Source organism: Bordetella genomosp. 13 (genome assembly GCF_002119665.1).
Classification (GTDB): Bacteria; Pseudomonadota; Gammaproteobacteria; order Burkholderiales; family Burkholderiaceae_B; genus Bordetella.
Genome location: NZ_CP021111.1, coordinates 4,117,064 through 4,139,678 on the forward strand (window position 1 = coordinate 4,117,064; position 22,615 = coordinate 4,139,678).

Annotated in this window: 28 protein-coding genes; 8 read left to right on the top strand and 20 right to left on the bottom strand. The window is 65.1% G+C overall.

Translation table 11 applies throughout. The features are described 5' to 3' along the window. Positions 1–9: 9 nt before the first annotated feature. Genes CAL15_RS18495 through CAL15_RS18505 form a run of 3 tightly spaced genes read right to left on the bottom strand, consistent with a single transcriptional unit; the run spans position 10 to position 999 of the window. Complete coding sequence (locus CAL15_RS18495) at positions 10–369, bottom strand: TIGR03745 family integrating conjugative element membrane protein (RefSeq protein WP_003090173.1); 360 nt, start codon at positions 367–369, stop codon at positions 10–12. 16 nt (positions 370–385) lie between these two features. Continuing rightward, on the bottom strand, positions 386–619 hold the full coding sequence (locus CAL15_RS18500) for a TIGR03758 family integrating conjugative element protein (RefSeq protein WP_003050225.1): 234 nt from the start codon (positions 617–619) through the stop codon (positions 386–388). Then, the gene (locus CAL15_RS18505; protein WP_003120001.1) at positions 616–999 is read right to left on the bottom strand and encodes an integrative conjugative element protein, RAQPRD family; all 384 of its coding nucleotides are present in this window, start codon (positions 997–999) and stop codon (positions 616–618) included. Before CAL15_RS18505 ends, CAL15_RS18500 begins: the two co-directional genes overlap by 4 nt. A 203-nt stretch (positions 1,000–1,202) precedes the next feature. Between CAL15_RS18505 and CAL15_RS18510 the strand changes: the two genes are divergently transcribed. Genes CAL15_RS18510 through CAL15_RS18545 form a run of 8 tightly spaced genes read left to right on the top strand, consistent with a single transcriptional unit; the run spans position 1,203 to position 8,441 of the window. Continuing rightward, positions 1,203–1,673: a helix-turn-helix domain-containing protein gene (locus tag CAL15_RS18510; protein WP_003050245.1), complete on the top strand. Its 471-nt coding sequence runs from the start codon at positions 1,203–1,205 to the stop codon at positions 1,671–1,673. Further along, entirely contained in the window at positions 1,670–2,245 is a 576-nt protein-coding gene (locus CAL15_RS18515) for a PIN domain-containing protein (protein ID WP_003109777.1), read from the top strand. The genes CAL15_RS18510 and CAL15_RS18515 overlap by 4 nt, the downstream gene beginning before the upstream one ends. A gap of 17 nt (positions 2,246–2,262) precedes the next feature. Next, positions 2,263–3,177 carry a CBASS system CD-NTase-associated protein Cap6 gene (gene cap6, locus CAL15_RS18520; RefSeq protein WP_003105629.1) on the top strand — a complete coding sequence of 305 codons (915 nt, stop codon included), beginning with the start codon at positions 2,263–2,265 and terminating at the stop codon, positions 3,175–3,177. Then, positions 3,174–3,644, top strand: coding sequence for a type III CBASS phage resistance system CD-NTase-associated protein Cap8 (cap8, locus tag CAL15_RS18525; RefSeq protein ID WP_003105626.1), 471 nt, complete (start codon positions 3,174–3,176; stop codon positions 3,642–3,644). Before cap6 ends, cap8 begins: the two co-directional genes overlap by 4 nt. Further along, the gene (gene cap7, locus CAL15_RS18530; RefSeq protein ID WP_003090159.1) at positions 3,641–4,141 is read left to right on the top strand and encodes a type III CBASS phage resistance system CD-NTase-associated protein Cap7; all 501 of its coding nucleotides are present in this window, start codon (positions 3,641–3,643) and stop codon (positions 4,139–4,141) included. The genes cap8 and cap7 overlap by 4 nt, the downstream gene beginning before the upstream one ends. Beyond that, positions 4,141–5,043 (top strand): CBASS oligonucleotide cyclase, encoded by a 903-nt coding sequence (locus CAL15_RS18535; RefSeq protein WP_003105624.1) that lies wholly within the window; start codon positions 4,141–4,143, stop codon positions 5,041–5,043. The genes cap7 and CAL15_RS18535 overlap by 1 nt, the downstream gene beginning before the upstream one ends. A gap of 38 nt (positions 5,044–5,081) precedes the next feature. Further along, on the top strand, positions 5,082–5,807 hold the full coding sequence (gene nucC, locus CAL15_RS18540; protein ID WP_003050273.1) for a CBASS effector endonuclease NucC: 726 nt from the start codon (positions 5,082–5,084) through the stop codon (positions 5,805–5,807). A gap of 9 nt (positions 5,808–5,816) precedes the next feature. After that, positions 5,817–8,441 (top strand): AAA family ATPase, encoded by a 2,625-nt coding sequence (locus CAL15_RS18545; protein WP_003116812.1) that lies wholly within the window; start codon positions 5,817–5,819, stop codon positions 8,439–8,441. 40 nt (positions 8,442–8,481) lie between these two features. On the opposite strand, the gene CAL15_RS18550 is transcribed toward CAL15_RS18545, so the two are convergent. The 17 genes from CAL15_RS18550 to CAL15_RS18630 form a co-directional block, all read right to left on the bottom strand. Continuing rightward, the gene (locus CAL15_RS18550; RefSeq protein ID WP_003109778.1) at positions 8,482–9,231 is read right to left on the bottom strand and encodes a TIGR03747 family integrating conjugative element membrane protein; all 750 of its coding nucleotides are present in this window, start codon (positions 9,229–9,231) and stop codon (positions 8,482–8,484) included. Next, positions 9,228–11,420 (bottom strand): type IV conjugative transfer system coupling protein TraD, encoded by a 2,193-nt coding sequence (traD, locus tag CAL15_RS18555; RefSeq protein ID WP_003116813.1) that lies wholly within the window; start codon positions 11,418–11,420, stop codon positions 9,228–9,230. Before traD ends, CAL15_RS18550 begins: the two co-directional genes overlap by 4 nt. Before the next feature lie 4 nt (positions 11,421–11,424). Beyond that, entirely contained in the window at positions 11,425–11,973 is a 549-nt protein-coding gene (locus CAL15_RS18560; protein WP_003109779.1) for an integrating conjugative element protein, read from the bottom strand. Beyond that, on the bottom strand, positions 11,970–12,560 hold the full coding sequence (locus CAL15_RS18565; protein WP_003109780.1) for a transglycosylase SLT domain-containing protein: 591 nt from the start codon (positions 12,558–12,560) through the stop codon (positions 11,970–11,972). Before CAL15_RS18565 ends, CAL15_RS18560 begins: the two co-directional genes overlap by 4 nt. Continuing rightward, positions 12,542–13,279 carry a TIGR03759 family integrating conjugative element protein gene (locus CAL15_RS18570; RefSeq protein WP_003098886.1) on the bottom strand — a complete coding sequence of 246 codons (738 nt, stop codon included), beginning with the start codon at positions 13,277–13,279 and terminating at the stop codon, positions 12,542–12,544. Before CAL15_RS18570 ends, CAL15_RS18565 begins: the two co-directional genes overlap by 19 nt. Positions 13,280–13,291: 12 nt before the next feature. Continuing rightward, positions 13,292–13,936, bottom strand: coding sequence for a hypothetical protein (locus tag CAL15_RS18575; RefSeq protein WP_003098888.1), 645 nt, complete (start codon positions 13,934–13,936; stop codon positions 13,292–13,294). Beyond that, entirely contained in the window at positions 13,933–14,532 is a 600-nt protein-coding gene (gene pilL2 / locus CAL15_RS18580; RefSeq protein ID WP_003098890.1) for a PFGI-1 class ICE element type IV pilus protein PilL2, read from the bottom strand. Before pilL2 ends, CAL15_RS18575 begins: the two co-directional genes overlap by 4 nt. 138 nt (positions 14,533–14,670) lie before the next feature. Further along, positions 14,671–16,950, bottom strand: coding sequence for a helicase-related protein (locus tag CAL15_RS18585; RefSeq protein WP_004350563.1), 2,280 nt, complete (start codon positions 16,948–16,950; stop codon positions 14,671–14,673). 136 nt (positions 16,951–17,086) lie between these two features. Next, a complete protein-coding gene (locus CAL15_RS18590) occupies positions 17,087–17,392 on the bottom strand; it encodes a hypothetical protein (RefSeq protein WP_003116817.1) in 306 nt (101 codons plus the stop codon). An 89-nt stretch (positions 17,393–17,481) separates the two neighbouring features. Beyond that, positions 17,482–17,802: a hypothetical protein gene (locus CAL15_RS18595; RefSeq protein WP_003116818.1), complete on the bottom strand. Its 321-nt coding sequence runs from the start codon at positions 17,800–17,802 to the stop codon at positions 17,482–17,484. 50 nt (positions 17,803–17,852) lie between these two features. Further along, positions 17,853–18,962 (bottom strand): DUF6094 domain-containing protein, encoded by a 1,110-nt coding sequence (locus CAL15_RS18600; protein WP_086079887.1) that lies wholly within the window; start codon positions 18,960–18,962, stop codon positions 17,853–17,855. A gap of 64 nt (positions 18,963–19,026) precedes the next feature. Next, positions 19,027–19,674: a hypothetical protein gene (locus CAL15_RS18605; RefSeq protein WP_003116820.1), complete on the bottom strand. Its 648-nt coding sequence runs from the start codon at positions 19,672–19,674 to the stop codon at positions 19,027–19,029. A 76-nt stretch (positions 19,675–19,750) separates the two neighbouring features. Further along, on the bottom strand, positions 19,751–20,011 hold the full coding sequence (locus CAL15_RS18610; protein ID WP_003090124.1) for a hypothetical protein: 261 nt from the start codon (positions 20,009–20,011) through the stop codon (positions 19,751–19,753). Between the two features lie 16 nt (positions 20,012–20,027). Continuing rightward, positions 20,028–20,435 carry a hypothetical protein gene (locus CAL15_RS18615; RefSeq protein WP_003116821.1) on the bottom strand — a complete coding sequence of 136 codons (408 nt, stop codon included), beginning with the start codon at positions 20,433–20,435 and terminating at the stop codon, positions 20,028–20,030. 104 nt (positions 20,436–20,539) lie between these two features. Continuing rightward, positions 20,540–20,881, bottom strand: coding sequence for a hypothetical protein (locus CAL15_RS18620; RefSeq protein WP_003116822.1), 342 nt, complete (start codon positions 20,879–20,881; stop codon positions 20,540–20,542). A 94-nt stretch (positions 20,882–20,975) separates the two neighbouring features. Beyond that, positions 20,976–21,665, bottom strand: coding sequence for a DUF3275 family protein (locus CAL15_RS18625; protein ID WP_003116823.1), 690 nt, complete (start codon positions 21,663–21,665; stop codon positions 20,976–20,978). Positions 21,666–21,759: 94 nt separating this feature from the next. Continuing rightward, positions 21,760–22,587, bottom strand: a complete 828-nt coding sequence (locus CAL15_RS18630; protein ID WP_003116824.1) for a DUF932 domain-containing protein — start codon at positions 22,585–22,587, stop codon at positions 21,760–21,762. Positions 22,588–22,615 lie beyond the last annotated feature (28 nt).

Genomic DNA, 22,615 nt, shown 5'->3' on the forward strand with positions numbered 1-22,615 from the left:
CGGCCTCGCTTACAGGATGCCGGTGGCTTCGGTGAGCAGCCAGATGCCGATCACGAGCAGCACGGCGCCGATGGCGACCGTGAGGCCGAATTGGCCCCACGTCTTGCGGCCGGTGTGGATCTCCGCGTAGGTGCCGTAGGCGTGGTAGCAGACGCCGATGAACATCGACGCCACCACCAGCAGGGCCACGAGCATGATGATGTCGTAGCCGTAGTTGCGGATGGTCTCCATGATGCCGTTGCCGGTGCCGCGCGTCGGGTTCTCCAACTGCGGCAGACCTTGCGCGAACGACAGTGCGGGCAGCGCGGCGGCGCCCAGGGCCACGGCGGCGCGCTGGGCAAAACGGGAAGTGAGGTTGCGGTTGTGCATGGTCGGGCCTTTCATGTCAGGACAGGAGGAAGAAACTCAGGACGAGGTACATCGCGACGAAGCGGATGCAGACGCCGAGGAACTGGCGCTGGTTGAGGCGGCTCTCGGACCACCCCACATAGGCCGTTCGGATGGCCCAGACGCCCCACACGAGCAGGACCGCGAACACGACGCCGACCAGGACGGTCGCCATCGCGGAAGGCGCGATACCGCTGTTGGCTTGAAATGCCGAGACCTGGGCGCCGTTCATTGCTCGCCCTCCGCAGTCGTCTTCGGCGATGGCGAAGCGGCCCGCTCGGTGCGGTAGTCGCCGGCCAGTTCGGAGGGGTCGCGCGGCTGAGCGCGTGATGGCGTCAGGTGGAACTGGATGCCGGCGCGCACGCGCGCCAGGTCAGCCAGCAGCCGTGGGTAATCGAAGTGGTAGCGCTCGCCCGGCTGGATGGGGGCATGCGCGGCGCTGTCCGCGACGGTGCGTTCCAGCGCGTCGAGCTGGCGCAGCGCGGCGACCAACTCCTGGCGCTGCGCCGGGGACTCGGCCAATGCCATCGGGGACTGGCCCAGCACGAGGGCCGTCACGAAAAAAGTGGGCACGCCGCGATGCGCGGCGCGCAGCCAGATCGAAGCCACCATCGCGCCATTCCTGTGTGATCAGCAATGGGTTGATCGTGGAGATCAGGGCTGTTTCAGGCCGCAAACAATAGGAACTGGCGGACGACCGGATTGGGCATGCTGCGAGCGAACCTACAAAAGCACGGGTCGCGCTTCGATTATTGCGTTTTTCGAGTATTTCGAATATGATCGGCTCTGCAACCGTTTTCGCTTAGGAGCTACCCATGACCACCGCCACTGCCCAATCCAAGATGACCCTTCCCGCCGCGGGAGAGGTGAAGGCAGCCGTCCAGGGTCAACGTGCCTTGGCGGCTTACCTCGCAACCCAGTTCGAGACGCAGCACATCCAGATCTTTGATGACCACAAACAGGCTCATCAGGTGGAACTGCCTACCTCGGCTTTACGCCTGCTGGTCGACATCCTGGCCGAGTTGGCCGATGGCAATGCAGTAAAGGTGGTGCCCGTCCATGCAGAGCTGACGACCCAAGAGGCGGCGGACTTGCTCAACGTGTCCCGTCCCCATTTCGTCAAGCTGCTCGAAGATGGGGTGTTGGCATTTCATCGCACCGGCAAGCACCGCAGGGTGAGGTTCGCCGATCTGATGCAGTACAAGGAAGCGCGCGAGCGCGCCAGTGAGCAGGCGATGGCCGAACTCGCTCAGCAGTCGCAAGAGTTGGGAATGGGATACGAATGAGGCATTCCCCATTCACCGCCGTCTACGACGCGTGCGTTCTATATCCCGCGCCACTGCGGGATTTCCTGATGTGGCTCGGCCTGTCTGGCCGCTTCCGGGCGCGGTGGAGCCAAGCCATTCATGAGGAGTGGAAACGCAACCTGTTGATCAACCGCCCCGATCTCACCCGGGTTCAGGTCGACAGGACGTCGGATCTCATGGACCGGGCAATTCCGGACGGCTTGGTGGAGGGCTACGAAGCGCTCGTGGCAGGCCTGACATTGCCCGATCCGGACGACCGGCACGTCCTGGCTGCGGCGATTCGCTGCGGTGCGAGCGTGATTGTGACGTTCAACGAACGGGATTTCCCGAACGATCTGCTGGCTCCGTACGGCATCGAATCGCAGCACCCCGATGAGTTTGTGGACAACCTACTGGATCTGGACGCGGCCGCCGTGGTGTCGGCTGCGCAGCGCCAGCGTGCCCAACTCAAGCATCCGCCGATCGAGGTGGACCGCTATCTCGAAATCCTGCTGCGCCAGGGCCTTGTGCAAACGACCAAGGTGCTGGCGACCTATCGCACCATTCTCTGACCCGCCGAGAGCCACGGATGACCAAGAATCCTTCATCAGACGCCACTTTGCCGAAAGGCATCCATCGAAGCTGGAAGCTGCCGGACACGTCGCTGGGCGCCCTGTGGGATTCCATCGTCATGGACGAAGCTCTCAAGAAGCAGTTGCTGTCACAGGCGATCGTCAACTTCACGGTGCGCCCCAAGGTGGAGCGCACGGTACTCCCCCTGCACGGCGTGATCTTGTTGGTCGGCCCGCCGGGGACTGGGAAGACCTCCTTGGCACGGGGCTTGGCGCATCGTGTGGCCGAATCTTTTTCTTCTGCGAAGTTTCGATTGCTGGAAGTAGAGCCTCACACGCTGACGAGCTCTGCAATGGGAAAGACTCAACGCGCCGTGGCAGACCTGTTCTCGCAATCGATCGCAGAATCCGCAGCGGCGGGCCCGACGATCGTCCTTCTGGACGAGGTCGAAACGCTTGCGGCTGATCGAGCCAAGCTCAGCCTGGAAGCCAACCCGGTTGATGTGCACCGGGCCACCGACGCGGTGTTGGTGCAGTTGGACATGTTGGCCGAACGCAACCCGCATCTGCTGTTCGTGGCCACCAGCAACTTCCCACAGGCCGTCGACAGTGCCTTCCTATCTCGTTGCGACATGGTGATGGAGGTGCCACTGCCCGGCAAGGATGCCTGCAAGCAGATCCTGGTGGACTGCCTGAATGGCCTGGCAAAGACATTTCCGGGGATTGGCAAGCTTTCCTCGGCTCACCAGTTCGACGCGTGCGCTGGCGAGTGCGTCGGATTGGATGGTCGGGCCATTCGCAAGGTCGTAGCCAACGCCCTCGCGGCCGACCCGCAAGTGGCTATCGATCCGAACAAGCTTTCCGTAGAGCACCTGCGCAGTGCGATACGACAGGCAACGCAAATGCGCCTTCAAGGAGGGAAGCAAAAATGACCACCGTTGTCAGCCGGACGTTTCGCAGCTCGCCGCACCGCGATGCGTTGCAGACGTGGGATGCCATTGTCGAACTGCTCACTCAGGGCAAGGACGGCACGGCTCGCTCTGAACTCAGGGCCGTGGCGGGCGTGGCCGCCAGCTTGATCGCCGACCAGGCACCCAAGAGCGCGCCCATCGTTGCGACATGCGATGGACCACGGACCAGGATCTACTGCCTCTTCGACGAAGACGCGATCGATGGTGATGATGCCAACGAAGAAGTCTTGGGGTTCGAGCCGTTGAAGGGAGACTGGGGAGTCTCGCTGCCGTGTCCGAAGGAGCAGCTCGGCTGGGTGCAAACCGCGCTCAAAAAGCACAGTTCTCGCATCATTGCACGGGACTTGAGCCAAGGAATTGCCACGCAGGCGCAGGCCGATGCTGGACAAGCGCTGTCGCTCGACCTCGGAGGTTTCCTCAAGTCATGAGCACCGTCGCCACCTACTCGTACACGCACTCGGTTACCTATGTGACCGACAACATCCTCAAGAGCTTGAAAGACATCATCCTGCTCAGTGGGCTGGACCCCGAGCACTTCGCGGATCGCTGGGAGAGCAATACCCGAGCCATCAAGACGTGGCTCGGGACCGGTGATCTGCGCAAGGTGATTCTGGAGATCTACAACCCGGCAACCGACAAACTCGTGACCCGATGGGATATCGACATCGTGTATGGGTGGTCCGATGGCGACGGCAGCTTCTGGACAGATACCGAGCAGTTGAAGTACGCGATCAAGAAAGCTGGGCTGCTGCCATCGCAGGCCAAGTACAAGTTAATGCTCGATACAAAGCCAGGGCGGCCTGATGTGGAGGGGTGGAGCAAAGGAAGTTATCGCTCGACGGATGGAATGGTCAAGCAGAGCCTAGGCTCGACTGTCGAACACAGCGGCCTGGCGGGTCAGGCCGGATATTGGAGGCAACGCTGATGCTGTCGATCGATGAAGCTTTTCGCAAGTTCAAGTCGCGTCTGGAACTCAACGAACGCGAACAGAAGAATGCCTCGCAACGCCAGAACGAAGTGCGGGACTACCTGCAGACCAAGTTCGGCATTGCGCGCAGCTTCCTGACCGGGTCCTATGCTCGATACACGAAGACGAAGCCGCTCAAGGATATCGACATCTTCTTCGTGCTGAAGGACTCGGAGAAGCATTACCACGGCAAGGCCGCATCGGTAGTGCTGGATGATTTCCACTCTGCATTGGTGGAGAAATACGGTTCGGCGGCCGTGCGCAAACAGGCGCGCTCGATCAACGTGGATTTCGGTGTTCACATCGACGCGGAGGACAACACGGACTACCGGGTGGTCAGCGTGGATGCGGTGCCCGCATTCGACACCGGCGACCAGTATGAGATCCCCGATACGGCGTCCGGAAAGTGGATCAAGACGGACCCGGAGATCCATAAGGACAAGGCGACCGCAGCGCACCAAGCCTATGGCAATGAGTGGAAAGGTCTCGTGCGCATGGTGAAGTACTGGAACAACAATCCCAAGCACGGCGATCAGAAGCCGGTGAAGCCCTCGTTCCTGATCGAGGTAATGGCCCTTGAGTGTCTTTACGGCGGCTGGGGAGGATCGTTCGATCGCGAGATCCAGTCGTTCTTTGCCACGCTTGCCGATCGTGTTCATGACGAGTGGCCGGATCCCGCCGGACTTGGCCCGGCGATCAGCAACGATATGGATGCCGCGCGCAAGCAGCGCGCGCAGCAGCTGCTGTTCCAGGCGAGCCAGGACGCAAGCATCGCCATCGACCACGCGCGTCGTGGTCGCAATATCGAAGCGCTTCGCGCCTGGCGCGCACTGTTTGGCCCCAAGTTCCCACTGTCCTGATTCCATCGGCTTCCATACACGTCCCATCGAGGTACAGCATGTCCCAGTGGTCGCTTTCCCAGCTCCTGTCGTCCCTGCATGAAGACATCCAGCAGCGCTTGTCCGTAGTACGCAAGACCTTCGGTCACCCGGGTACGAAGGGGGATGCGAGCGAGAACGTCTGGATCGACATGCTGGATACCTATCTGCCCAAACGGTACCAGGCGGCGAAGGCGCATGTGGTGGACAGCCTGGGGAACTTCAGCCAGCAGATCGATGTGGTGGTGTTTGATCGGCAATATTCGCCTTTTATCTTCACCTACGAGAACGAGACGATCATTCCAGCCGAAAGCGTGTACGCCGTGTTCGAGGCCAAGCAGACGGCTGACGCGGGGCTTGTGGCCTATGCCCAGGAGAAGGTCGCCAGTGTGCGCAGGCTGCACCGCACGAGCCTGCCGATCCCGCACGCTGGCGGGACCTACCCAGCGAAGCCGTTGATTCCGATTCTGGGTGGCTTGCTCACCTTCGAGAGCGAATGGAGTCCTGCATTGGGCCCATCCATGGACAAGGCGCTGAACGCAAACCTCACCGAGGGGCGTCTGGACATCGGATGCGTTGCCGCCCACGGGCACTTTTTCTATGACCAAGCCAGCGGCGCGTACAGCTACACCAACGAAAACAAGCCGGCGACCGCGTTTCTTTTCAAGCTGATCGCGCAGCTTCAGTTCAGTGGAACGGTCCCCATGATCGATGTGGAGGCTTACGGTCAGTGGTTGACCAAGTGAGGGGTCGCTGTGGCAAGCATACGTTCGGAGTACCACCGGTTCCTGGCGCACTTGACGCAGCGGCACGTGCACGACGACGTGCGCCGGCTGGCGCACCTGGTGCTCGATCACCTGCAGCCACTGGCCGAGGTCGGTGCTGCACGCCGGGGGCGCTCCACGCGCTTGGCGCCGCTGGCCATCGCGCATCTGGCGCAGATGCCTGTCGCCTACGACGGGGACGCGCGCGGCCCCGAAAACGGGCCGGCGCTCGGGCGACTGCACCAGCTCGAAGTCGGGCCGTTTCGAGGATTCATGCGGCAGGAGACGTTCGACCTCAGCCATGACATCACCTTGGTCTACGGTGCCAACGGCACCGGCAAGAGCAGCTTCTGCGAAGCCTTGGAAGTGGCGATGCTCGGTTCGATCAGCGAAGCGCAGGCCAAGCGGGTCGACCAGCGGACGTACTGCAACAACGCTCGCCTGCGCCGCCACATCGCGCCAGTCCTGTCGTCTACGGCGGCGGGCGAGGCGCAGGCCGTCCAGCCCGACGAAGCTGAGTATCGCTTCTGCTTCATCGAGAAGAACCGCCTCGACGATTTCGCCCGAATCGCCGCGCGGACCCCGAGCGATCAGCGCCAGCTCATCGCCACCCTGTTCGGCGTGGACCAGTTCAGCGAGTTCGTGCGCGGCTTCAACCCCTCGCTCGATCAGGACCTGATGCTTGCCGGCGTGCAGGCGGCGCAGCTGGCGCAGCGTCGCCTGCAGTTGGCGAACTCCGAACAGACCATCGCCGCCTACCCGCAGAAGATCGCAGCGGTCGAGGGCCTGGAACAAGCTTTGGCGCAGCGCATGTCACCTGGCGCGACCTATCAAACCTGCGTGGACTGGCTGCTGGGTACGCCGCAGCAGCAAGGACGGCTACCGTATGTCCAGGCTCAGCTGGACGCCAACCCGCCTGCCATTCACGAGGTGACCCAGGCCCGCCTGCAAGCGTTGCTGGCAGAGGCCTACCGCGTCCAGGGACTGTGGCAAGCGTCTTCCGCGCAACTCGCGGCCCGCGCCGGCGAGGTGTCGTACGCGAAGCTCTACGAGGCCGTGCAAGCGTTGGCGGACGGGGCGACCGCGTGTCCGGCATGTGGAACCGAACTGGCCGCCGTGGCGCAGGACCCGTTCGCCAGGGCGCGAATGGGCCTGGAGCAGCTCGCGCAACTGGCCGTCCTGCAGCAGCAGGAGGCCGGGCATCGGACGCAGTTGAGCGAGGCGGTCCGAGCGCTGTGTGACGAAATGCGCCGCGTGGTGGCGGCGGCTGGGGTCGCTTGTCCTGCCGAATCGCAGGCCGCGGGCCTGCCACTGCTGCCTCCCACGTCGGCGGGCAATTGGCTCGGCGGCGGGGTGAATGGGGACCAGCGCGCCTGGCAAGCCCTCTTACGGATCGCACAGATCATCGAAGGCTTCGACGCGCAGGCGCGCGACGTGAATGCCCAGCGCGGCGCGATGGCCCAGGAGCGGGACCGCCTGCAACAGCATCAGCTGGAGATCGAACGGCTGCGGACCATGCGCACGACTGCGGATCAGGAGCTGGCGGCCGCCCGCCAAACCGTGGCCCAATTCGACGACGCGAACCGCGGCCTGATCCAGGCGGCCACGGACGAAATGCCGGTGGTGGTGCACCATCAGCGGGTCAAGGCCGCCTACGACGGCTTCCTGCCCGAGATTCAGGCATACCTGACCGCTCTGCCGGGGGTTCTGCTACAGGGGCTGGGAGACCAAGCCCGCCATCTCTACAACGCATTCAACCGGGCCGATCCGCCCGGCGATCTGCTGCACGCGCTGTGGTTGCCCGTGGCCGAGAACGGCAAGATCGAGGTGGAGTTCGCCGGCGAGCCGGGCGCGCGCTACGACGCGTTGATCGTCTTCAGCGAAGGGCACATCAAATGCCTGGGCCTGGCGATTCTGCTTGCCAAGAACCTCGCGCAGGGCTGCCCCGTGGTCATATTCGATGACGTCGTCAACGCGATCGACGACGACCATCGCGATGGCATCTGGCGTACCTTCTTCGAGGACGGTTTGCTCCACGGCAAGCAGGTTATCCTCACCTCGCACGCAGAGGAGTTCCTGCACCGCATCCAGCAGGAGTTGGGCGTGCGCCGCGCCGCGGCCATTAAGCGCTACAAGTTTCTCCCGCATCAGGGAGAGCACGAACTGCGGGTCGACAGCGACCCGCCAGCGAAGAACTATGTTCTTCTGGCCCAGCAGGCGTTGGCGGCTGACGAGAAACGCGAGGCACTGCGTCAGGCCCGGCCGGCGCTGGAGAGTCTGACGGACCGCCTGTGGACGTGGCTGGGTCGGCGGGCGGACGGCCGGATCGACATCAAGCTGAGCGGGCCCCGCGCGCCTTGGGAGCTGAACAATAAATGCACCAAGTTGCGGTCGGCCGTCGAGCGTATCGCGGCGCAACATGCGGGTGCGCCGGATGCCGTAGGGGCGTTGGTCCGGCTGCTCAATGTCAGCGGTACGAGTATTGAATGGGGTTACCTCAATAGCGGTGTGCACGACGCTCAGCGCGATCATGAGTTTGATCGGGCGACGGTAAGAACGGTCGTCGAGGCGGTTACGGCGTTGGATGCTGCTCTTGATACCCTGCAGAACCGATGAACGGCACACGGCTTTGCAGAGCCGTGCCGCCCGTGTCACCTCATAAGTACTTCTTGAAGCTGCCTGCGGTCAGGCTGACTGCCATCCCCAGCAACGCCGCGCTGGGCAGCAGGATGACCAGAGGATGCACCGATATGGGCAGAGCGAGATAGGTGACCCAAGGCAGCACGGCCAACGGCATCAGGCTGGCCTTCGCGCGGTGGTAGATGAAGCCGGATTCGCGGCCCGCGCCGAACCGGCGCACATCCCGTCGCACCAGGCCGTCAATCAGGCCGACGAATGCCGCCGTGAGGATCAGCGGCAGCGTGAGCACCAGGACCAGCAGGCGCACCAGGAAGGTGAGCGTCGTGAAGGCCGCAGCGATCAGGTAGCTTTCGGCCCAGACATAGACTTGGCTGATGTAGTAGCGGAAGTTGCGGCTCTGCCCGTGGCTGGGCGCGCGGACGCGCTCGGCGGTCTGGCTCATGCGCTCCAGCAACCCCGAGCGCACGAACACCCACTCGTACCCGGTATCCACCAACTCGTGCGCCGTGCGCCCGGGCTCCTGTACCACCACGCTGCGCGTGAAGTGGTTGGACAGGTGCCCGAGTTCGTACCGCAGCATCTGCTGGGAGTGGCGCCAGCCCTGGTCCTTCCAGAACAGGTGCATGCCGGCGCACTCCACCACGATCGAGAACAGCAGCGAGCCAATGAGCACCCCGAGCAGCCGGAACGGTAAGGTGATGGTGCCGACGATCAAGCCTTGGCGATGGTTCTGCTCCCGCTGCGCGGTCGAGGCGGCATCCTTCATGGCACGGCCTCGTTGCCCGCGCCATCGTCGGCGCCGGTGGCCACCGCGCCGGGCTCGGCCGCAGCGGCATCGTCCAGCAGGTCGTCGGGCAAGGCCGCATCCTGCAAGGCCGACGAGCTGGTGAACTCCCACCACTGCGTGGCCTCGCTGTAGCTCTGGCGCATGTACCCGGCCAGTTGCTGCAGGTCCGCCGGCATCACTTCATCCGGGTCCGGCGCCGGCAGCGGCATACGCACCTTCCAGAGCTGGCCGCCCTGCAGCAGCGCGAAGCACTGGCCCTTGGGCAGGCCGACGACGTGTGACGGCTCGATCATCGGCACGCTGGCCATGCTGATGCGGTCCTGGGTGTTCGACGTGAAATCCGTCGCGCCGCGGATGTCTGAGCTGTCCGTCGCGCCCGAGACGATGGTGGTTGTATAGACCTCGACCTTCGGCAACTGCCTCGTCAGCAGTTCCGCGGTGGCCGTCTCGCGCACGCGCAACATGAATAAATTGTTGAAATTCCCGATCACTTGGCCGGCCTTCGCGCGATTTCCGATGCGGGCCTCGATGTCCGAGAGCGTCTGCGTGTACGCCGTGACTTGCAGGCCGGCACCGCCGCCCTTGTTGATGAGCGGGATGAATTCATCGCCCATCAGTTCATTGAATTCGTCCGCGTGCACGTTGATCGGCACGCGAGCGCCAGCCACTGCGCCGGGCAGGCCATCGTCGATTCCGTGCTTGTAGATGTGTCCGGCCACCGAAACCAGGTCAGAGAACATCGAATTGCCGACCGCTGCGGCGACCTCGGCGTCAGACAACGCATCCAGACCCACATAGACGATGGCCCGCTTTCGGATGACCTGCATCCAGTCGAAGATCGGGCGCGGGTCGGCCAGGTCGGAGTAGTTCGGCGCCAGGAGCTGGGCGATCTTGCCGCTCGTGAGCTTTTCCAGCAGCGGCAGCAGCGATGCAACGATCTTGTCGAAGTAGGTCTTGTCGTAGCGCACCGCCGAGCGCAGGCCATCGAGCACAGGGTCGTAGTTGCGCGCCTGGGAGAGGTATTGCTCCAGCGCCACCACACGCTTCTCGCGCCCGATCATGTTCCTTGGGATGTTCTTCTCGTTGAGCTTGGCCTCGATCTGGACGATCACCTCCCAGGCCTTGGGCTCCGTCTTGGCAAAGTAGTGCTGGGCGTACTCAATGAACAGCGCGTCGATGTTGATGACGTGGCGCTGGATCAGCATGTAGTCCGGGCGCTGCCCCAGTTCCACCAGGGCGCGGGCGATGATGTTCACGAAGCGCCATGCGAACTCGCGGAACGCCGCGCTGTTGCCTTCGCCGGAGAGCTGCCCCGCGATGCGTGTCGCCACTTCCGAGATCCGACCGAAGCGGCCCACGGCGTTGTAGCGGGCGCTGATTTCCGGCCAGCCCAAGTGGAAGATGTAGAACTCGCCTTCGCGGCCAGCGCGCTGGGCTTCGACGTACATCCGTTTCAAGAGATCGGCATCCCCCTTGGGGTCGATGACGATGACGACCTCATGCTCGCCGGCAGCATTCCTGCGACGGATGTCCTGCGTGACGAACAACTCGGCCAGGCGCGTCTTGCCCACCCGCGTGGTGCCCAGCACCAGCGAGTGCCCGACGCGCTCGCCCAGCGGCAGGCTGACGTCCACTTCGTCGGGCTCGATGCCGTGCAGCCTTGGCAGGCCGCCGACAGGCGGCAACGGGCGCACGGGGTTGAAAGGCGCGTCCCAGCCGGTGAGCTTCGGCAGGCGCGAGAGCGGCAATGGCGCGAACTCCAGCCGTTCCTCCAGGCGCCTGGTCAGCCGGTAGGCCGGCGTCGGCTCGACGTAGCGGCGGAACTCGGGCCGGTACGTCTGCATCAGCCGATGCGTGTGCTTCTGCTCCCAGAGAAAGCCGCGCCCCACGAATAGGCGCTGCTGGCTGACCGGCACGTCCTTGCTGGTCATCACGTAACGCGGCAGACGGCGGATGTTGCGCCGGTAGCGCAGGATGATGCGGGCATCGCGGTAGCGGATCGCGCCGTAGGCGCCGAACGCCAAGGCGCTGCCGATGCCCATGGCCGGGCTCAGCGCGAGCGACCATGGGGCCACCAGGCACAGAAACGCGGCGCCTGCACACGCCGCGACGGTGTATAGCTCCACCGCTGGGCGTAGCAGAACCTCGACCGGCTGTTTGCCCGACATGGCTTCATTGCTCGATGCCGGTGGCCGTGATCAGCGCCGGGTAGTGCCGCAGGCCCAGGCGATCGGCCAGGTCGTCGCCGGCCACGGGCGCGAGCGGCACGCCCGGCACCAGGGCGCGCAGCCGCGCCAGGCCCTGCGCGGTCTCGACGTTGACGACCAGGCCGACCGCGCCACGTTCGCGCAAAGCGGCGGCGCGGCGCTGCAACCAGGCCCGGGAAGCCTCGTCGTCGCCGATGACCACGAACGGCCGCAGGCCGGGCGCTTCGATCACCCGTCGCGCGACGGTGCCGGGCGTGAGCTTGGCGCTGCGCACCGGCAGCATCGCGGCTTCGTCCGCCCGTGTGGCAGGAACCTGGGGCGTCGGGATGGACGGCCGCGCCGGTGCGTTGGCGCGCGGCTGGAGATTCAGGGCTTCGTAGTACGGCAATGCCGACGTGCCGCCACGGTCCTCGACAACGATCAGTGGCTCGCCGGCACGCGAGGCCAGCGGCAGGCCTGACAGCAGCATGAGTAGGCCCGTGAACGCGAGATGGGCGGGATGGGGTTTCGTCATGGGGAGGTCTCCTGGCGCGCCGCGAGGACCGCGGCGGCTGGTCGCGTGCCCTGCACGCGGGCAAGGTGGCGCGACACGCTGCGCCGATAGCGGGCGGCGGGCTCGCCGCCTGCGGGGCGGTGGTAGCGGCCGATCGCCAGCAGCCAGTCCTCGCCGGGGGTGTGCTGCTCCTTCAGGATCTCGGCGGCAACGGCCAGGTTGCGATACGGATCCAGCAGGTCGCACGCGCCGGTAAAGCGGTGCTTGTGGTAGCCGAGGTTGATCTGGCCCAGGCCCGCATCAATGCGCGTGTGCGGCGTGGCGCGCATCGCCTGCTGCAGGCCAGCGCAGGCGTCGGCGCGCGTGGCGAAGCGGCGCGACTGGCCGGCGACGTTGAGGGACCACGGCCACGGCACCAGGCGCCCGTTGCGCCGGATGCCGCTCTCCTGCAAGGCCACGGCGTAGAGCACGGTCGAGGGGATGCCTGCGCGCTGGGCGGCAAGCTGGTAAGCCGGTGGCGGAACCTCCTGGGCCAGGGCGGCAACGGCATACAGGCCGGCAGTGAGCACCAGTGCGCGCAGGGGCATGGCTACGGCTGGCGCTGCCATTGGCCGTTCACTTCGCGCACGGCGGCGGGCAGATCGCCGGGCAGGCCCAGTGACAGCCAGCGGCCGCCGTCGTGGTTGAGCGTGATGCTGCCGGCGCGCACGCGCGCCGGGTCGATCTGCGCGCGCTTGGCCCAGTCGCGGATGCGCGCGTCATCCTGGCGGCTGCCCACCATGTACAGGTCGAACTCCGCGCCCGAGGATTGCAGGCGCTGCACGAGCTGTCCGCAGGCTGCGCAGCCGTCCTTGACGAACACCGCCATGCGGCCGCTGCCGCGCAAGGGACTGCTGGATGGGCCGGCGCCCGGCTTGTCGTCGGGCAGGTTCACGCGCTGCATCCCCGGATTCAGGCGCTGCCAGGCCTCGTCGTAGGCGCGCTGGTAGGCGAGCAGCTTCTCGACGCGGCGCGCTTCCACCTGCACCTGCAGTTCCGCATAGCGGCGCCGTTCTTCGTCCGTGCGAGCTTCGATGCCCAGGGCGGACAGCGGGTCCAGGTTGGGCGAGTAGATACCCAGCGGCCCATCCATCAGCTCGCGGTAGCGTGCCCATTCTTGTGGCTGCAAGCCCCATTCGGTTGCCACCCGGTCGTCCAGCACGCGGGCGGCCAGCGGGCGCTCCTGGCTCTGTGCGTTGCGCGCCGAGGTCGTTGCGGGCTGCTGCGCCCAGGCGGGCCATTGCGACGACGCCACCAGGACCGCGAAAAGGAGGATCGACGGCTTCATGGGGTGCTCCGGTCAGGGAATCGCCACGCGGCGGGTCTGGTTGCCGGCCTGGAACACTGCGGTGTTGCCCTCGATCGCCTGCAGGCGCCACGGGCCGACCGCATCCCCGGGCAGCAGCACCTGAAGTTGGGCGGGCGTGAAGTCCCCGATGCTCGGCGCGACGGACACGCTGCGCTGGCCGGCGCGCAGTTCGGCGCCGACGACGCGGAATGGCAGCGGCGGCAGCTCGGTCTTGGAGGCGGCGGACGTGCGCGATGCGCGCCGCTGGGCGGGTGCGGTGGCACGCGCGGCGGCTTGGCGCGCCTTGATCTGCTCGACCTCCGCGCGCAGCGCCTGGAGGTCGTCGGCCGCTGCGTAGCCACTGAGAGATTTCTCGACCTGGGCCGCGCGTGCTTCCAGAATCTGGCGGGTGTCTTTGAGGTCAGCGTCCGTCGCGACGGCCGGGCGCTGCTGGATGGCCTCGATCGTCTCGGCCAAGCCAGTTGCCTGCGCTTCCAGGCGTTGCAGGCGGGAATCCAGCCGCTCCTGGTCGGCCTGGTCGCTGAGGGCCTGGTAGCCCAGGGCCGCCAAGACGCTGAGGAAGATCAACCAGAGCCACATCAGGCTCTGCACCACCACGGCGGCGGTCGATCGCTGGGCAGGTTGCGGGGCGTTCATGGCTGGCCTCCCGAAACCATGGGTGCCAGCGGGAACGTCTGCACCGCCTCGGTGGCGGGTGGCTCGGATGGGGACTCGGCGACCGCGCGATCGCCGGGCCGCTCGAAGCAGATTTGCCGTGCGCGGTCATCCGCGTGCAGTTCCCAGGCCGGGCCAGCCAGCGTGAGCAGCGCATCGCGCAAGGTCATGGGGCCGAGGTGCAGGTGTACCGCCGGCAACGGCAGCGCGTACAGCTCGATCACGGCATGCGCGGTCTGGCACAGGCCATAGCCGCTGCGTTTGAGCACGTGCCGAAGCCCATCCCCGACCGTGGCGCGGGCATCCTCGGGCATGGACACGTCGATGGTCTGCAACAACAGGTCGCGCTGCGCCGCCATGGGTGCCAGTTCGACCAGTGTGTAGCGGGCGTAGCGCACGACCGGGATGTACTCGGAAGCCTCGGGTTCAGGCGCGGCCAAGACTTCCGCGATGGTGTCGGGCGCGACCGGCGCAGTCGTCGTCGCGCAGCCACCGGCCAGCACCGACCACAGCAGGCCGAGAAATCCCGCCAGAAGGCGGCGTTCGGGATAGTGAAACCACGGTGGAGAGGGGCACATAGCTCGGCGTCCTGAAACATCCAGCCCTCACCATCGCCGCTCAGGCCGCGAGCGGCAGCAAACAATGCGAACCAGGCAGCGTCCGATTTACCGGGAGCGGCAAAAAAAACGGCCCCGAAGGGCCGTAAGTGGAACGTGTCATGCGGCGACAAGCTGCCGGGCCAGTGCGACCTCGACGGAATCACCGTCCTGGTTCAGGACATCGAGCCCGGATTCGGGCACGTCGCCCGAGGTGGACTGCGAGACCATGATCTTCTTGGCCATCAGCTCCAGGCAGGTCATCTGCGAGGAACCGGCGTAGCCGAGGTAGATCACACGCACGGGCTGCTTCTGCCCGATGCGCCAGGAGCGGCGTGCCGCCTGCTGGAGCGAGTACACGTTGTAGCCCGACTGCATGAACACGATCGTCGGGAACTCCAACAGGTCCAGCCCCGTCTTGACCAACTCGGGGTTGGTGATGAGCACGTCGATGCCACGGTCCAGTTGCTCGGCGATCCAGTCTTCGCGGCGGCTGGCATCCACGCTCGCGCGCAGCACCGCCACCTTGAAGCCTTCCTGCTCCAGCAACACCTTCAGGCGCGACGTGGTGTCGCGCGTGCCGGTATAGACCGTGTAGGCCAGGACCTTGCGGCCCTGCGCCTTCTCCTCTTTGCAGATGTCGATCAGCTCACGCTCCTTGGGGCTGATCTCGAACTCGTTGAACTGAGCCGGGACAAACGCCAAGGTGTTGCGCGTGCGCGGATGCACCACGGTCTCCGACCGGAAGCAGCAATCCGGCCAGGCCAGCAGCACGTTGAGGACCACACCCAGCAAGGTCGTATCGCGTCGCGCCAGAGCCTGTTTCAGCTCCGCGGTCAGCCGACCCGCCAGATCGCGGTAGGCCGCGGCTTGCGCCGTGTCCATCGCGACTTCACGGAACTCCTCGTCATACGGCGGCAGGACGTTGCCACCGATGTCCTTGAGCTTGAGAAAGATCGTGAACGGCAGGATGCAGCGCAGCACGCCCTTGGGGCCAAACCCCGGGGCCTTGACCGTGCGCACCGATACCTTGGTGCCCTTGGCCGTCTTGTGCGCCGTGCCGGTGCTCTCGGAGTAGATGTCCTTCAACACCCCGTGATCGCGCATGAACGCCATCGCAGCCGAGGTCATGCTGCCGCTCGTGGTCGGGCGGTAGCCGTCTTCGATCATCCGCCCCGGAAGGGCTCGGAACAGCAGGTGGAACAGGTCGTCCCCGTAGCCGCCCATCAACGTGCCGGTCAGCAGCAAGGTCTTGCGAGCCTTCGCCGCCAGCACGCCCATGGCCTGGCCCTGGGCACTGCCCCCGTTCTTGTACTCATGTGCCTCATCGGCGATGAGCAGGTCGAACGTGCCTTGCGGCAGGTAGCGTTTGATGAACTCGGACGGCTGATAGCCGCCCTCGCCAAAGCCGAACTCCATGTTGGCCATCGCACGTTCCATGCGCGTGGCCTGACGGTCGGAAAACACCAGCTCGCCGTTGCCATCCATGAGGTTGATGAACTCATGGATGTTGTCGCCGAGCATCGACGCCAGGAACCCGTCACCGAACTTTTGCATCAGCTTCTGCGCGGTGACCTCTCCGATGGTCGGTATGCGCTTTAAGGCTTTGAGCACGGCCGAGGACTGGTCGCTGCCGGACAGACTGCGCGGGCGGATCAGTGTCCACAGGGGCGCGGCGCAGTGGCCGCACTTCCTGCGGCACTCCTCGGCTTGGAGCGCGATCGGGTTGACCGGCTCGCCGTCGAGGTCGGTGATGACCGTGCCGCAGTCCGGGCAGGCCGCCACGTCGCCGTGGCGGGTGCGCCGCGTGGTGAAGACAGGCTTCCAGTGAAAGCCCATCCGCATCCTGACGCGCCCCAGGACGAAGAACTCCTGGCCCGTGGGCTGCACGCCCAACTGCTCGCGCAGCTTGATGAGCTTGACGAGCGTATCCGGCCCGTTGAGTACCCACACCTTGGCACCGGCCACCGTCTCCTGGATCTCGCGCCGCCACTTGTAAACCAGGTGGGGCGGCGACAGCACCAGAGTGCGGCGATAGCCTTCGGCGTTGAGCACGGCGGCCGTGGCAATGCCGACGGTCGTCTTGCCGCAGCCCATCTCGCCATTGACGATCGCAGCACGTTCGCCACGGTCGATCAGCAGCTCGGCGGCGGCGTGGACGACTTCGGCCTGGGCTGGGAACAGCTTGCGCTTGAGGCTGGCGACCACCAGTTGCCGGTGCGCCTGCGGTTGGCCGGTATAGACCGGCGGATTAGCGCTGTTGAGGGCGTCGAGTAGTTCGTCGCCGAACTCGCCGACAAAATCCTGAAGGCTCAGGGTCAGAGGGGAAGATTCCGCGTCGAGCAGTTCGCCCTGTACGGGCGCGGATTCAGCGGCAGTGGTTTCGAGATCGAGGGACATGGTGATGCTCCAAAGAAAAATGGGGCATGCACCACCCCCAGCGGGGCAATGGCATGCCCCGTGGTGGGAAGAGAATCGACGCGTGGCTGAGGGTGGTTGAAGGTGCTGGCCTGGGCGGCCCGCAGGTGAACCGTGCTCAGTCTTCGGACGGAAGCACGATGACGGTTGCGCAGCGCTGCGAATCGGTGACGATGCGAATGGCGAGCCCCGGATGGATCACGTAGTGCGATTCCAGCGACGCGCCCGATTGAAGCGCGCTGCTGTTCGTCTGCCATTGCTGGATGTTGACGTCGCCCCAGTCGCCACGGGTGTGGCGCCTGAAGTACGGGATCGGGTCCAGGCGACCCGCGCGGACCAGGCGGTCTACACCTCTGCTGAAGATGAGCGCCCCGATGGGGAACGCCAGCCGCTGGCAGTAGGTTTCGATGCGATGCGATGCCATGGGCTCCTCCTTGATGAGTCATTGAGCCACGACACCCCTGCCGGAGTGAAGTGGCTCCGTCAGGTGGATGAGGATGACGATGTGGGGCCTCAGATCAGGTCCCGCTCTTCGGGAAGCTGGACCACCGTGGTCTGGTGGTCCTCGCTGGTCTTGACGATCAGCGCCAGGTCCGGCGTGATCCTGAACTGCGAGATCATTAGGTTGTCCTGTTGGATCGCCACGTCGTTGGCTTGGCGTGTGGCCTCATCGATCTCGCCCCAGTCCCCGCGCACATGGCGCTGGACATAGGCCAAGGGGTCGATCAGGCCTCGCCGGGCCAGCCAATGCACCTTCTCGCTCAACTTCAACGTACTCGGTGCGAACAACGGTTGCTTGTGCGGCGCAGGCCGCTTGAACGGATTGGGGATCATGGTGTTTCTCCTTCGAGTTGGTACAGCAGGACGGCAGCGCGTCCGGTGGATCAGCGAATGGTCAACACCTCGCCCCGTGTCGCGGAGCCAGGTGTCATGTCCCACGCGCGGATGACGGGAACGAACTTGTCGGTGAGGATGCGGGTCTCGGCGATGGAGCCGTCTTCGCGTTCGGTGAACTCCCGCTGGAGCGTCTTGTCCTTGTGGGTGTCACCTTTGACGACGAGCACGCGCCCGGTCTTGGAGCGCACAACCCCCGAGATCGCACCCGCGGCCAGAGCCAGGGCGAGATGCCAGCGGGACAAGGCCCGCGCCGGTGGACGCAGCGATTGCTGCGCAGCCCCCAGGTGCGTGTCCTGCGATGGCCACAAGCCTTGCAGCCTGCCAACCTCATCGGCGAACTGCTCGGGCTCCATCGTCACGCGGAAGAAATGCTCTGGCTCGGCCGGGCTGGCGGGGACGATGTACGGCAGGAACGGCCACTCGCTCGGCAGTTCCTCGGCTTCGACTTCGCCTTGCCCTACCTGCAACAGCAGATTGCGCACGGCCTTGACGCCATCGGGCACCTGCTCGCGCTGGCGCACCCGGCGTCCGAAGATCACCACCTGCTTGAACTGCGTCTCCACCGCTCGGTAGATGCGCAGGTCCGTGTAGTGGCGCGTCAGCCAGCCGACCAACTCCGCGTCGAGCACGTAGCCGGGGACGATGAAAACCAGCACGCCGCCGTATTGCAGCAGCGAGAGCGTGCGCTGGTAGAACAGCTTTTCAAGGCGGGCACGGCCCTGGCCCTGATAGCCGATGTTGCCGTTGACGTCCTTGGACAGGTCCCCATACGGCGGGTTGAGCCAGAGCAGCCCGAAGGGCTGCTTGGAGACCATCGTGTCCATCAGGTCCGCGTGCAGGCAGTGATCGACCAGGCCGCGGGCATGGCGCGCCCGCTCCGCGTCGAACTCGACGGCGAACGCCTTTGCCTGCTCGCGCCCGAGGGCATGGGCGGCTTCGGCGATCGCCACGCCTTCGCCGGCGCAGGGATCGAGGATGCACATCGGCCCGTCGCTGGGCATCAGTGCGTTGAGCGCTCTTTCGAGCGTGGGTTCGTCGGTCGGGAAATATCCGTTCTTGACGAAATTGCGGGCGAGCCGCGGGAACATGAGGGCCATGGAAGTCTCCTGGTTGGCGGGGATGAAACACGGAAGTACGCCAAGGCGTGCCTCCGAGGGTGGGTCAAGCCGCTACCGCTTCCGGCGTCCAAATCTTGGCCGGATACGGATAGGCGGTGAGCGCGTCGCTGCGGATCAGGGAGCCGAGCGCCAGGGTCAGCGCCGGCACGTCGATGGCGAGCCGATGGCCTTCCAGCGGCCCGAGGGCGAACGGAAGGCGGGCCAGCATCTCGCGGGTTTGCAGCAGTTCCAGCACGGTCTCGCGCCAGTGATCGAGCAGCGGCAACGGGCAGGTGTCCCGCACCAGCATCCACAGGCGGTCAAGCCTGTGGGCGCTGTCGCGTGGCAGCAGTGCCAATGCGCTGGCGTTGGCCTTGTCGGGCTTGACGCAGCGCCGGTCGAACAGCCACACGTTGGACAGCGAGCCGAACAGCGTCCGCCGGTACGCGCGCGTGATGCGCTTTTCCAGGCGATCGACGTTGCCGATGAATACCGGGACGCTGCCGCCCTGGTCGGTGATGACGTGGAACTGGTCCAGTCCCTGCTCGTCGCGCCCGAGGGTCAGGCGAGCGAGGAACTGCTGGACGGCGGTGTCCCGCGCCCAGATGGACAGGAAGATCAGGTTGCCCTGGTCATCGCCGACGCAGGCGTCGGCCATCACGTCCGGGCATTCGTCGATGCGGTACAGCGTGGAAGAAGTGTTTGCGGGCATGGTGGTGTCCTCGGATGAACGGGAACAGCACCGCCCGCTGGGGCAAGTACTGCCCCAGGGGGTGGAAGAAAACCGCTCAGTCCGGCTCGAACTGCCGGGTGTGCGGGTTGAAGTGAAGCGGCTCGTCCGCCGAAGTGATCGGCGTGAAGCCTTCCAGGTAGATGTTGTTGAGGTACTGGTCGCGGTAGGTCAGTGCCTGCCGTGCCTGGTCCTCGGTGAGGCCGTTGTCGATGAAGTACGCCAGCATTTCCTCGTCGGAGGACACTTCGTCGTTGGACAAACTCCCTTCAACGAGTGCCAGCAACGAGGGCGGAAGCGTTGCCAGGATCGGGTCCATGTCGGTTCCTCCTGGCTCAGGCCATCGACGCCGCGGCGGATGCCGCGGATGCCGTGGGTGTGCGCCGCCGGGCGTGGTAGGCGCGAACGCCTGCACGCCAGTCGGCGGACTGCTCCGGTGCGAGGTCCAGATAGGACAGCGGGCACGTGTAGTAGTACGGGTGCATGGACTCGTCCAAGGACTTGTAGCCCCACTGGCCGCCGCTTCGTTCAAGCAGATCGCAGCGGATGTAGCGCAGGGACTGGCCCGGTGCGAGATCACGATGCACGCCTTCGACCTTGGCGGTCACTTCGGCGACGGACCACAGCACGTTGCCGCGCAGGGTGTGAGCGATGACCTTGACGCTGGCGCGCTCGGTCTCTTGCGGTGCGATCAGTTCCGCGATCAGTTCGGACCGCGATTGGTTTGAGAAATACCAGCCCATGAGAGGCCTCCTCGAAAAGTTGAGCTGAAGGCCTCCCCGTGGGGAAGAACCCCCAGCGGGTGATGGAATGCCGCATCTGCGGCGAAGGAACCTATGCGTCGCCCTCAATCCCAGTCGTCATCGTCTCGATCACAACCGGCCGGGCAGTAGCCGAACTCGATCCCGTGCGAGCAATAGCCATGCTCCGCATTCCAGTCCTGGGTTTCCTGCCGTTCGGCAGGTGTTGCGTAGTCCCATTCCTGGGCCGCGATTTCGAGAGCCTGAGCACGTTGCTCATCCGGCAAACGATTGGCCTGTGCGTCGATCGCCGAACTGAAGAGCGTCACGTAGTGGTCGTAGGACAAGCCGCAACCGCGCTGGGCGTGTGCGGCGGCCGCTTTGCAAAGGTCCCGCCACGCGGGTTCATCCAGCGTTGAACGCGGGGTATCGCAAGCGATGGTGGACATGATGGAGACCTCCAGAAAATGGCCAGGGCCTCCCCCGCATGGGAAAGGAACCCCGGCGGGTGGATGAAGAACACCGCGCATGCGGCGTCTGCGATCACGCAGGTTTTGGTTCGGCCTGGCGGCTCCACTCCTGCGTCTTGAAGTCCAGCGCGTAGCCCAGCTCGCCCAGGCGGGCGATCTGCGCGCGCAGGGTGCGGCGGTCGATGGTCGAATCCAGTTTCACGGACTCGCCCAGCGGCCACAGCAGGCCGAAGAGCGCGGCGTCACCGTCTTCGGTGCTGCCGGGGGCAGCGGCCGTAGCAGGCGGTGGCGCATCCACGCCGAAGGGCGTGGTATCGACCAGCGGGTCCGCGGACGCCTGCACGGGTGCGGGCTTGGCGGGCCTGGACGCTTTGGTGGGCTTGGCCGGCGTTGCCGCAGGCTGCGCCCCTTGCTCTTCATCGAGCGGATCGACGTCCTGGGTGGCGAAGCTGCGGGCTTCGTCGCGGCTGAGTTTGTCGATGCCGTTGAGCGTCATGCCGTCGAGGCTGGCACGGATCTCGAACCGCATGCCGCCGCCGACCGGATAGGACTTCGGGAAGATGTACCTGATGATGAATTCCCCGTCGTACTTGCCTTCGGGGTACTGCTCCAGCTCCGGGTCTTTGACCTCGAAAGTACCGAGGTGCGTCGCGAGGCGGCCAACCGTGAACGGGCCGTTCTTGCCGCGGATGGTACGCAGCGTGAGCTGGCCGGGGACGACGATGGGCGCAACAGATTTCTCGGAAGCCGATGGGGTTGCCATGATGGTTCTCCTGATGATGAATGACGGGCCGCCGACGGCACCCGGTGGATGAGAGGAAATGGCCTCGCCCGAGGTGGGCGAGGTCCGCGTGGCATCACGCCTTGAGCTGGCGCATGCCTTCGGCCAGCAGCCACAACGCCCGGTTCAGGCGCAGGTTCTGGTCGATGCCTTGCACCGGACGGGTGCGCTGATTGCGGCCGTTGGCCGTGCGTCCGTTCAGGCCCCCTTTGACTAGGTTCTCCTGGACGCGGTTGAAGACGGCCCACAGGTCGTTCTTGCGGTCGTCCCATCGCCGAGGGGCCAGCAGTTGGCTCTCGGTGACAGGCGTGGACTTGGCCGGATCGTCGTACTTGAGTGCGAGCGCAGAGTTCGCAAAGACCTCCGCTTCGCCCTCATCGAGGGTGATGGTGCGCATCGCATCGCGCGCGTTATGCACGCGCTCGAAACCTTCGAGGACTCCGTAGGCACCTTCGATCACCTGGCTGGCCACGTCGCCCTTGTGGGGAACGCGGATGTCTGCGGTGGTGTCACCGCAAACCAGGCCGTTGTGGCAGACGAACCGGAACATGCCGGCGAGCATCTGATAGCTGCTCGTGCCGTCATGGCTGTTGAGCAGGATGATCTCGTTCGCCTCGTCGCCGTTGATCTGGCTTGCATGGCGAAGTCGGATGAGGTGCTTCGTGTACTCGCGCCGGTCTTCGTTGCGCACGCGCGTCTGACACACCATGAAGGGCTCGAAGCCCTCCTGGCGCAGCTTGGTCAGCACGGTCGAGGTCGGTATGTAGGCATACCGATCGGACCGGCTCCCATGTGGAGCGTCGGCGAAGATCGACGGAACGACGGCACGAATGCGGTCGTCCGAGAGTGGGCGATCAGAGCGCAGGATCGGGGATTGCGGAGCAAAGCGGGATACCAGAGACATGGCTGATCTCCTTTGAGAAATTCGACAA

Coding starts and splice junctions, on each gene's coding strand:
- CAL15_RS18495 (WP_003090173.1), bottom strand. CDS start 369: ATGCACAACCGCAACCTCACTTCCCGTTTTGCCCAGCGCGCCGCCGTG.
- CAL15_RS18500 (WP_003050225.1), bottom strand. CDS start 619: ATGAACGGCGCCCAGGTCTCGGCATTTCAAGCCAACAGCGGTATCGCG.
- CAL15_RS18505 (WP_003120001.1), bottom strand. CDS start 999: ATGGTGGCTTCGATCTGGCTGCGCGCCGCGCATCGCGGCGTGCCCACT.
- CAL15_RS18510 (WP_003050245.1), top strand. CDS start 1,203: ATGACCACCGCCACTGCCCAATCCAAGATGACCCTTCCCGCCGCGGGA.
- CAL15_RS18515 (WP_003109777.1), top strand. CDS start 1,670: ATGAGGCATTCCCCATTCACCGCCGTCTACGACGCGTGCGTTCTATAT.
- cap6 (WP_003105629.1), top strand. CDS start 2,263: ATGACCAAGAATCCTTCATCAGACGCCACTTTGCCGAAAGGCATCCAT.
- cap8 (WP_003105626.1), top strand. CDS start 3,174: ATGACCACCGTTGTCAGCCGGACGTTTCGCAGCTCGCCGCACCGCGAT.
- cap7 (WP_003090159.1), top strand. CDS start 3,641: ATGAGCACCGTCGCCACCTACTCGTACACGCACTCGGTTACCTATGTG.
- CAL15_RS18535 (WP_003105624.1), top strand. CDS start 4,141: ATGCTGTCGATCGATGAAGCTTTTCGCAAGTTCAAGTCGCGTCTGGAA.
- nucC (WP_003050273.1), top strand. CDS start 5,082: ATGTCCCAGTGGTCGCTTTCCCAGCTCCTGTCGTCCCTGCATGAAGAC.
- CAL15_RS18550 (WP_003109778.1), bottom strand. CDS start 9,231: ATGAAGGATGCCGCCTCGACCGCGCAGCGGGAGCAGAACCATCGCCAA.
- traD (WP_003116813.1), bottom strand. CDS start 11,420: ATGTCGGGCAAACAGCCGGTCGAGGTTCTGCTACGCCCAGCGGTGGAG.
- CAL15_RS18560 (WP_003109779.1), bottom strand. CDS start 11,973: ATGACGAAACCCCATCCCGCCCATCTCGCGTTCACGGGCCTACTCATG.
- CAL15_RS18565 (WP_003109780.1), bottom strand. CDS start 12,560: ATGGCAGCGCCAGCCGTAGCCATGCCCCTGCGCGCACTGGTGCTCACT.
- CAL15_RS18570 (WP_003098886.1), bottom strand. CDS start 13,279: ATGAAGCCGTCGATCCTCCTTTTCGCGGTCCTGGTGGCGTCGTCGCAA.
- CAL15_RS18575 (WP_003098888.1), bottom strand. CDS start 13,936: ATGAACGCCCCGCAACCTGCCCAGCGATCGACCGCCGCCGTGGTGGTG.
- pilL2 (WP_003098890.1), bottom strand. CDS start 14,532: ATGTGCCCCTCTCCACCGTGGTTTCACTATCCCGAACGCCGCCTTCTG.
- CAL15_RS18585 (WP_004350563.1), bottom strand. CDS start 16,950: ATGTCCCTCGATCTCGAAACCACTGCCGCTGAATCCGCGCCCGTACAG.
- CAL15_RS18590 (WP_003116817.1), bottom strand. CDS start 17,392: ATGGCATCGCATCGCATCGAAACCTACTGCCAGCGGCTGGCGTTCCCC.
- CAL15_RS18595 (WP_003116818.1), bottom strand. CDS start 17,802: ATGATCCCCAATCCGTTCAAGCGGCCTGCGCCGCACAAGCAACCGTTG.
- CAL15_RS18600 (WP_086079887.1), bottom strand. CDS start 18,962: ATGGCCCTCATGTTCCCGCGGCTCGCCCGCAATTTCGTCAAGAACGGA.
- CAL15_RS18605 (WP_003116820.1), bottom strand. CDS start 19,674: ATGCCCGCAAACACTTCTTCCACGCTGTACCGCATCGACGAATGCCCG.
- CAL15_RS18610 (WP_003090124.1), bottom strand. CDS start 20,011: ATGGACCCGATCCTGGCAACGCTTCCGCCCTCGTTGCTGGCACTCGTT.
- CAL15_RS18615 (WP_003116821.1), bottom strand. CDS start 20,435: ATGGGCTGGTATTTCTCAAACCAATCGCGGTCCGAACTGATCGCGGAA.
- CAL15_RS18620 (WP_003116822.1), bottom strand. CDS start 20,881: ATGTCCACCATCGCTTGCGATACCCCGCGTTCAACGCTGGATGAACCC.
- CAL15_RS18625 (WP_003116823.1), bottom strand. CDS start 21,665: ATGGCAACCCCATCGGCTTCCGAGAAATCTGTTGCGCCCATCGTCGTC.
- CAL15_RS18630 (WP_003116824.1), bottom strand. CDS start 22,587: ATGTCTCTGGTATCCCGCTTTGCTCCGCAATCCCCGATCCTGCGCTCT.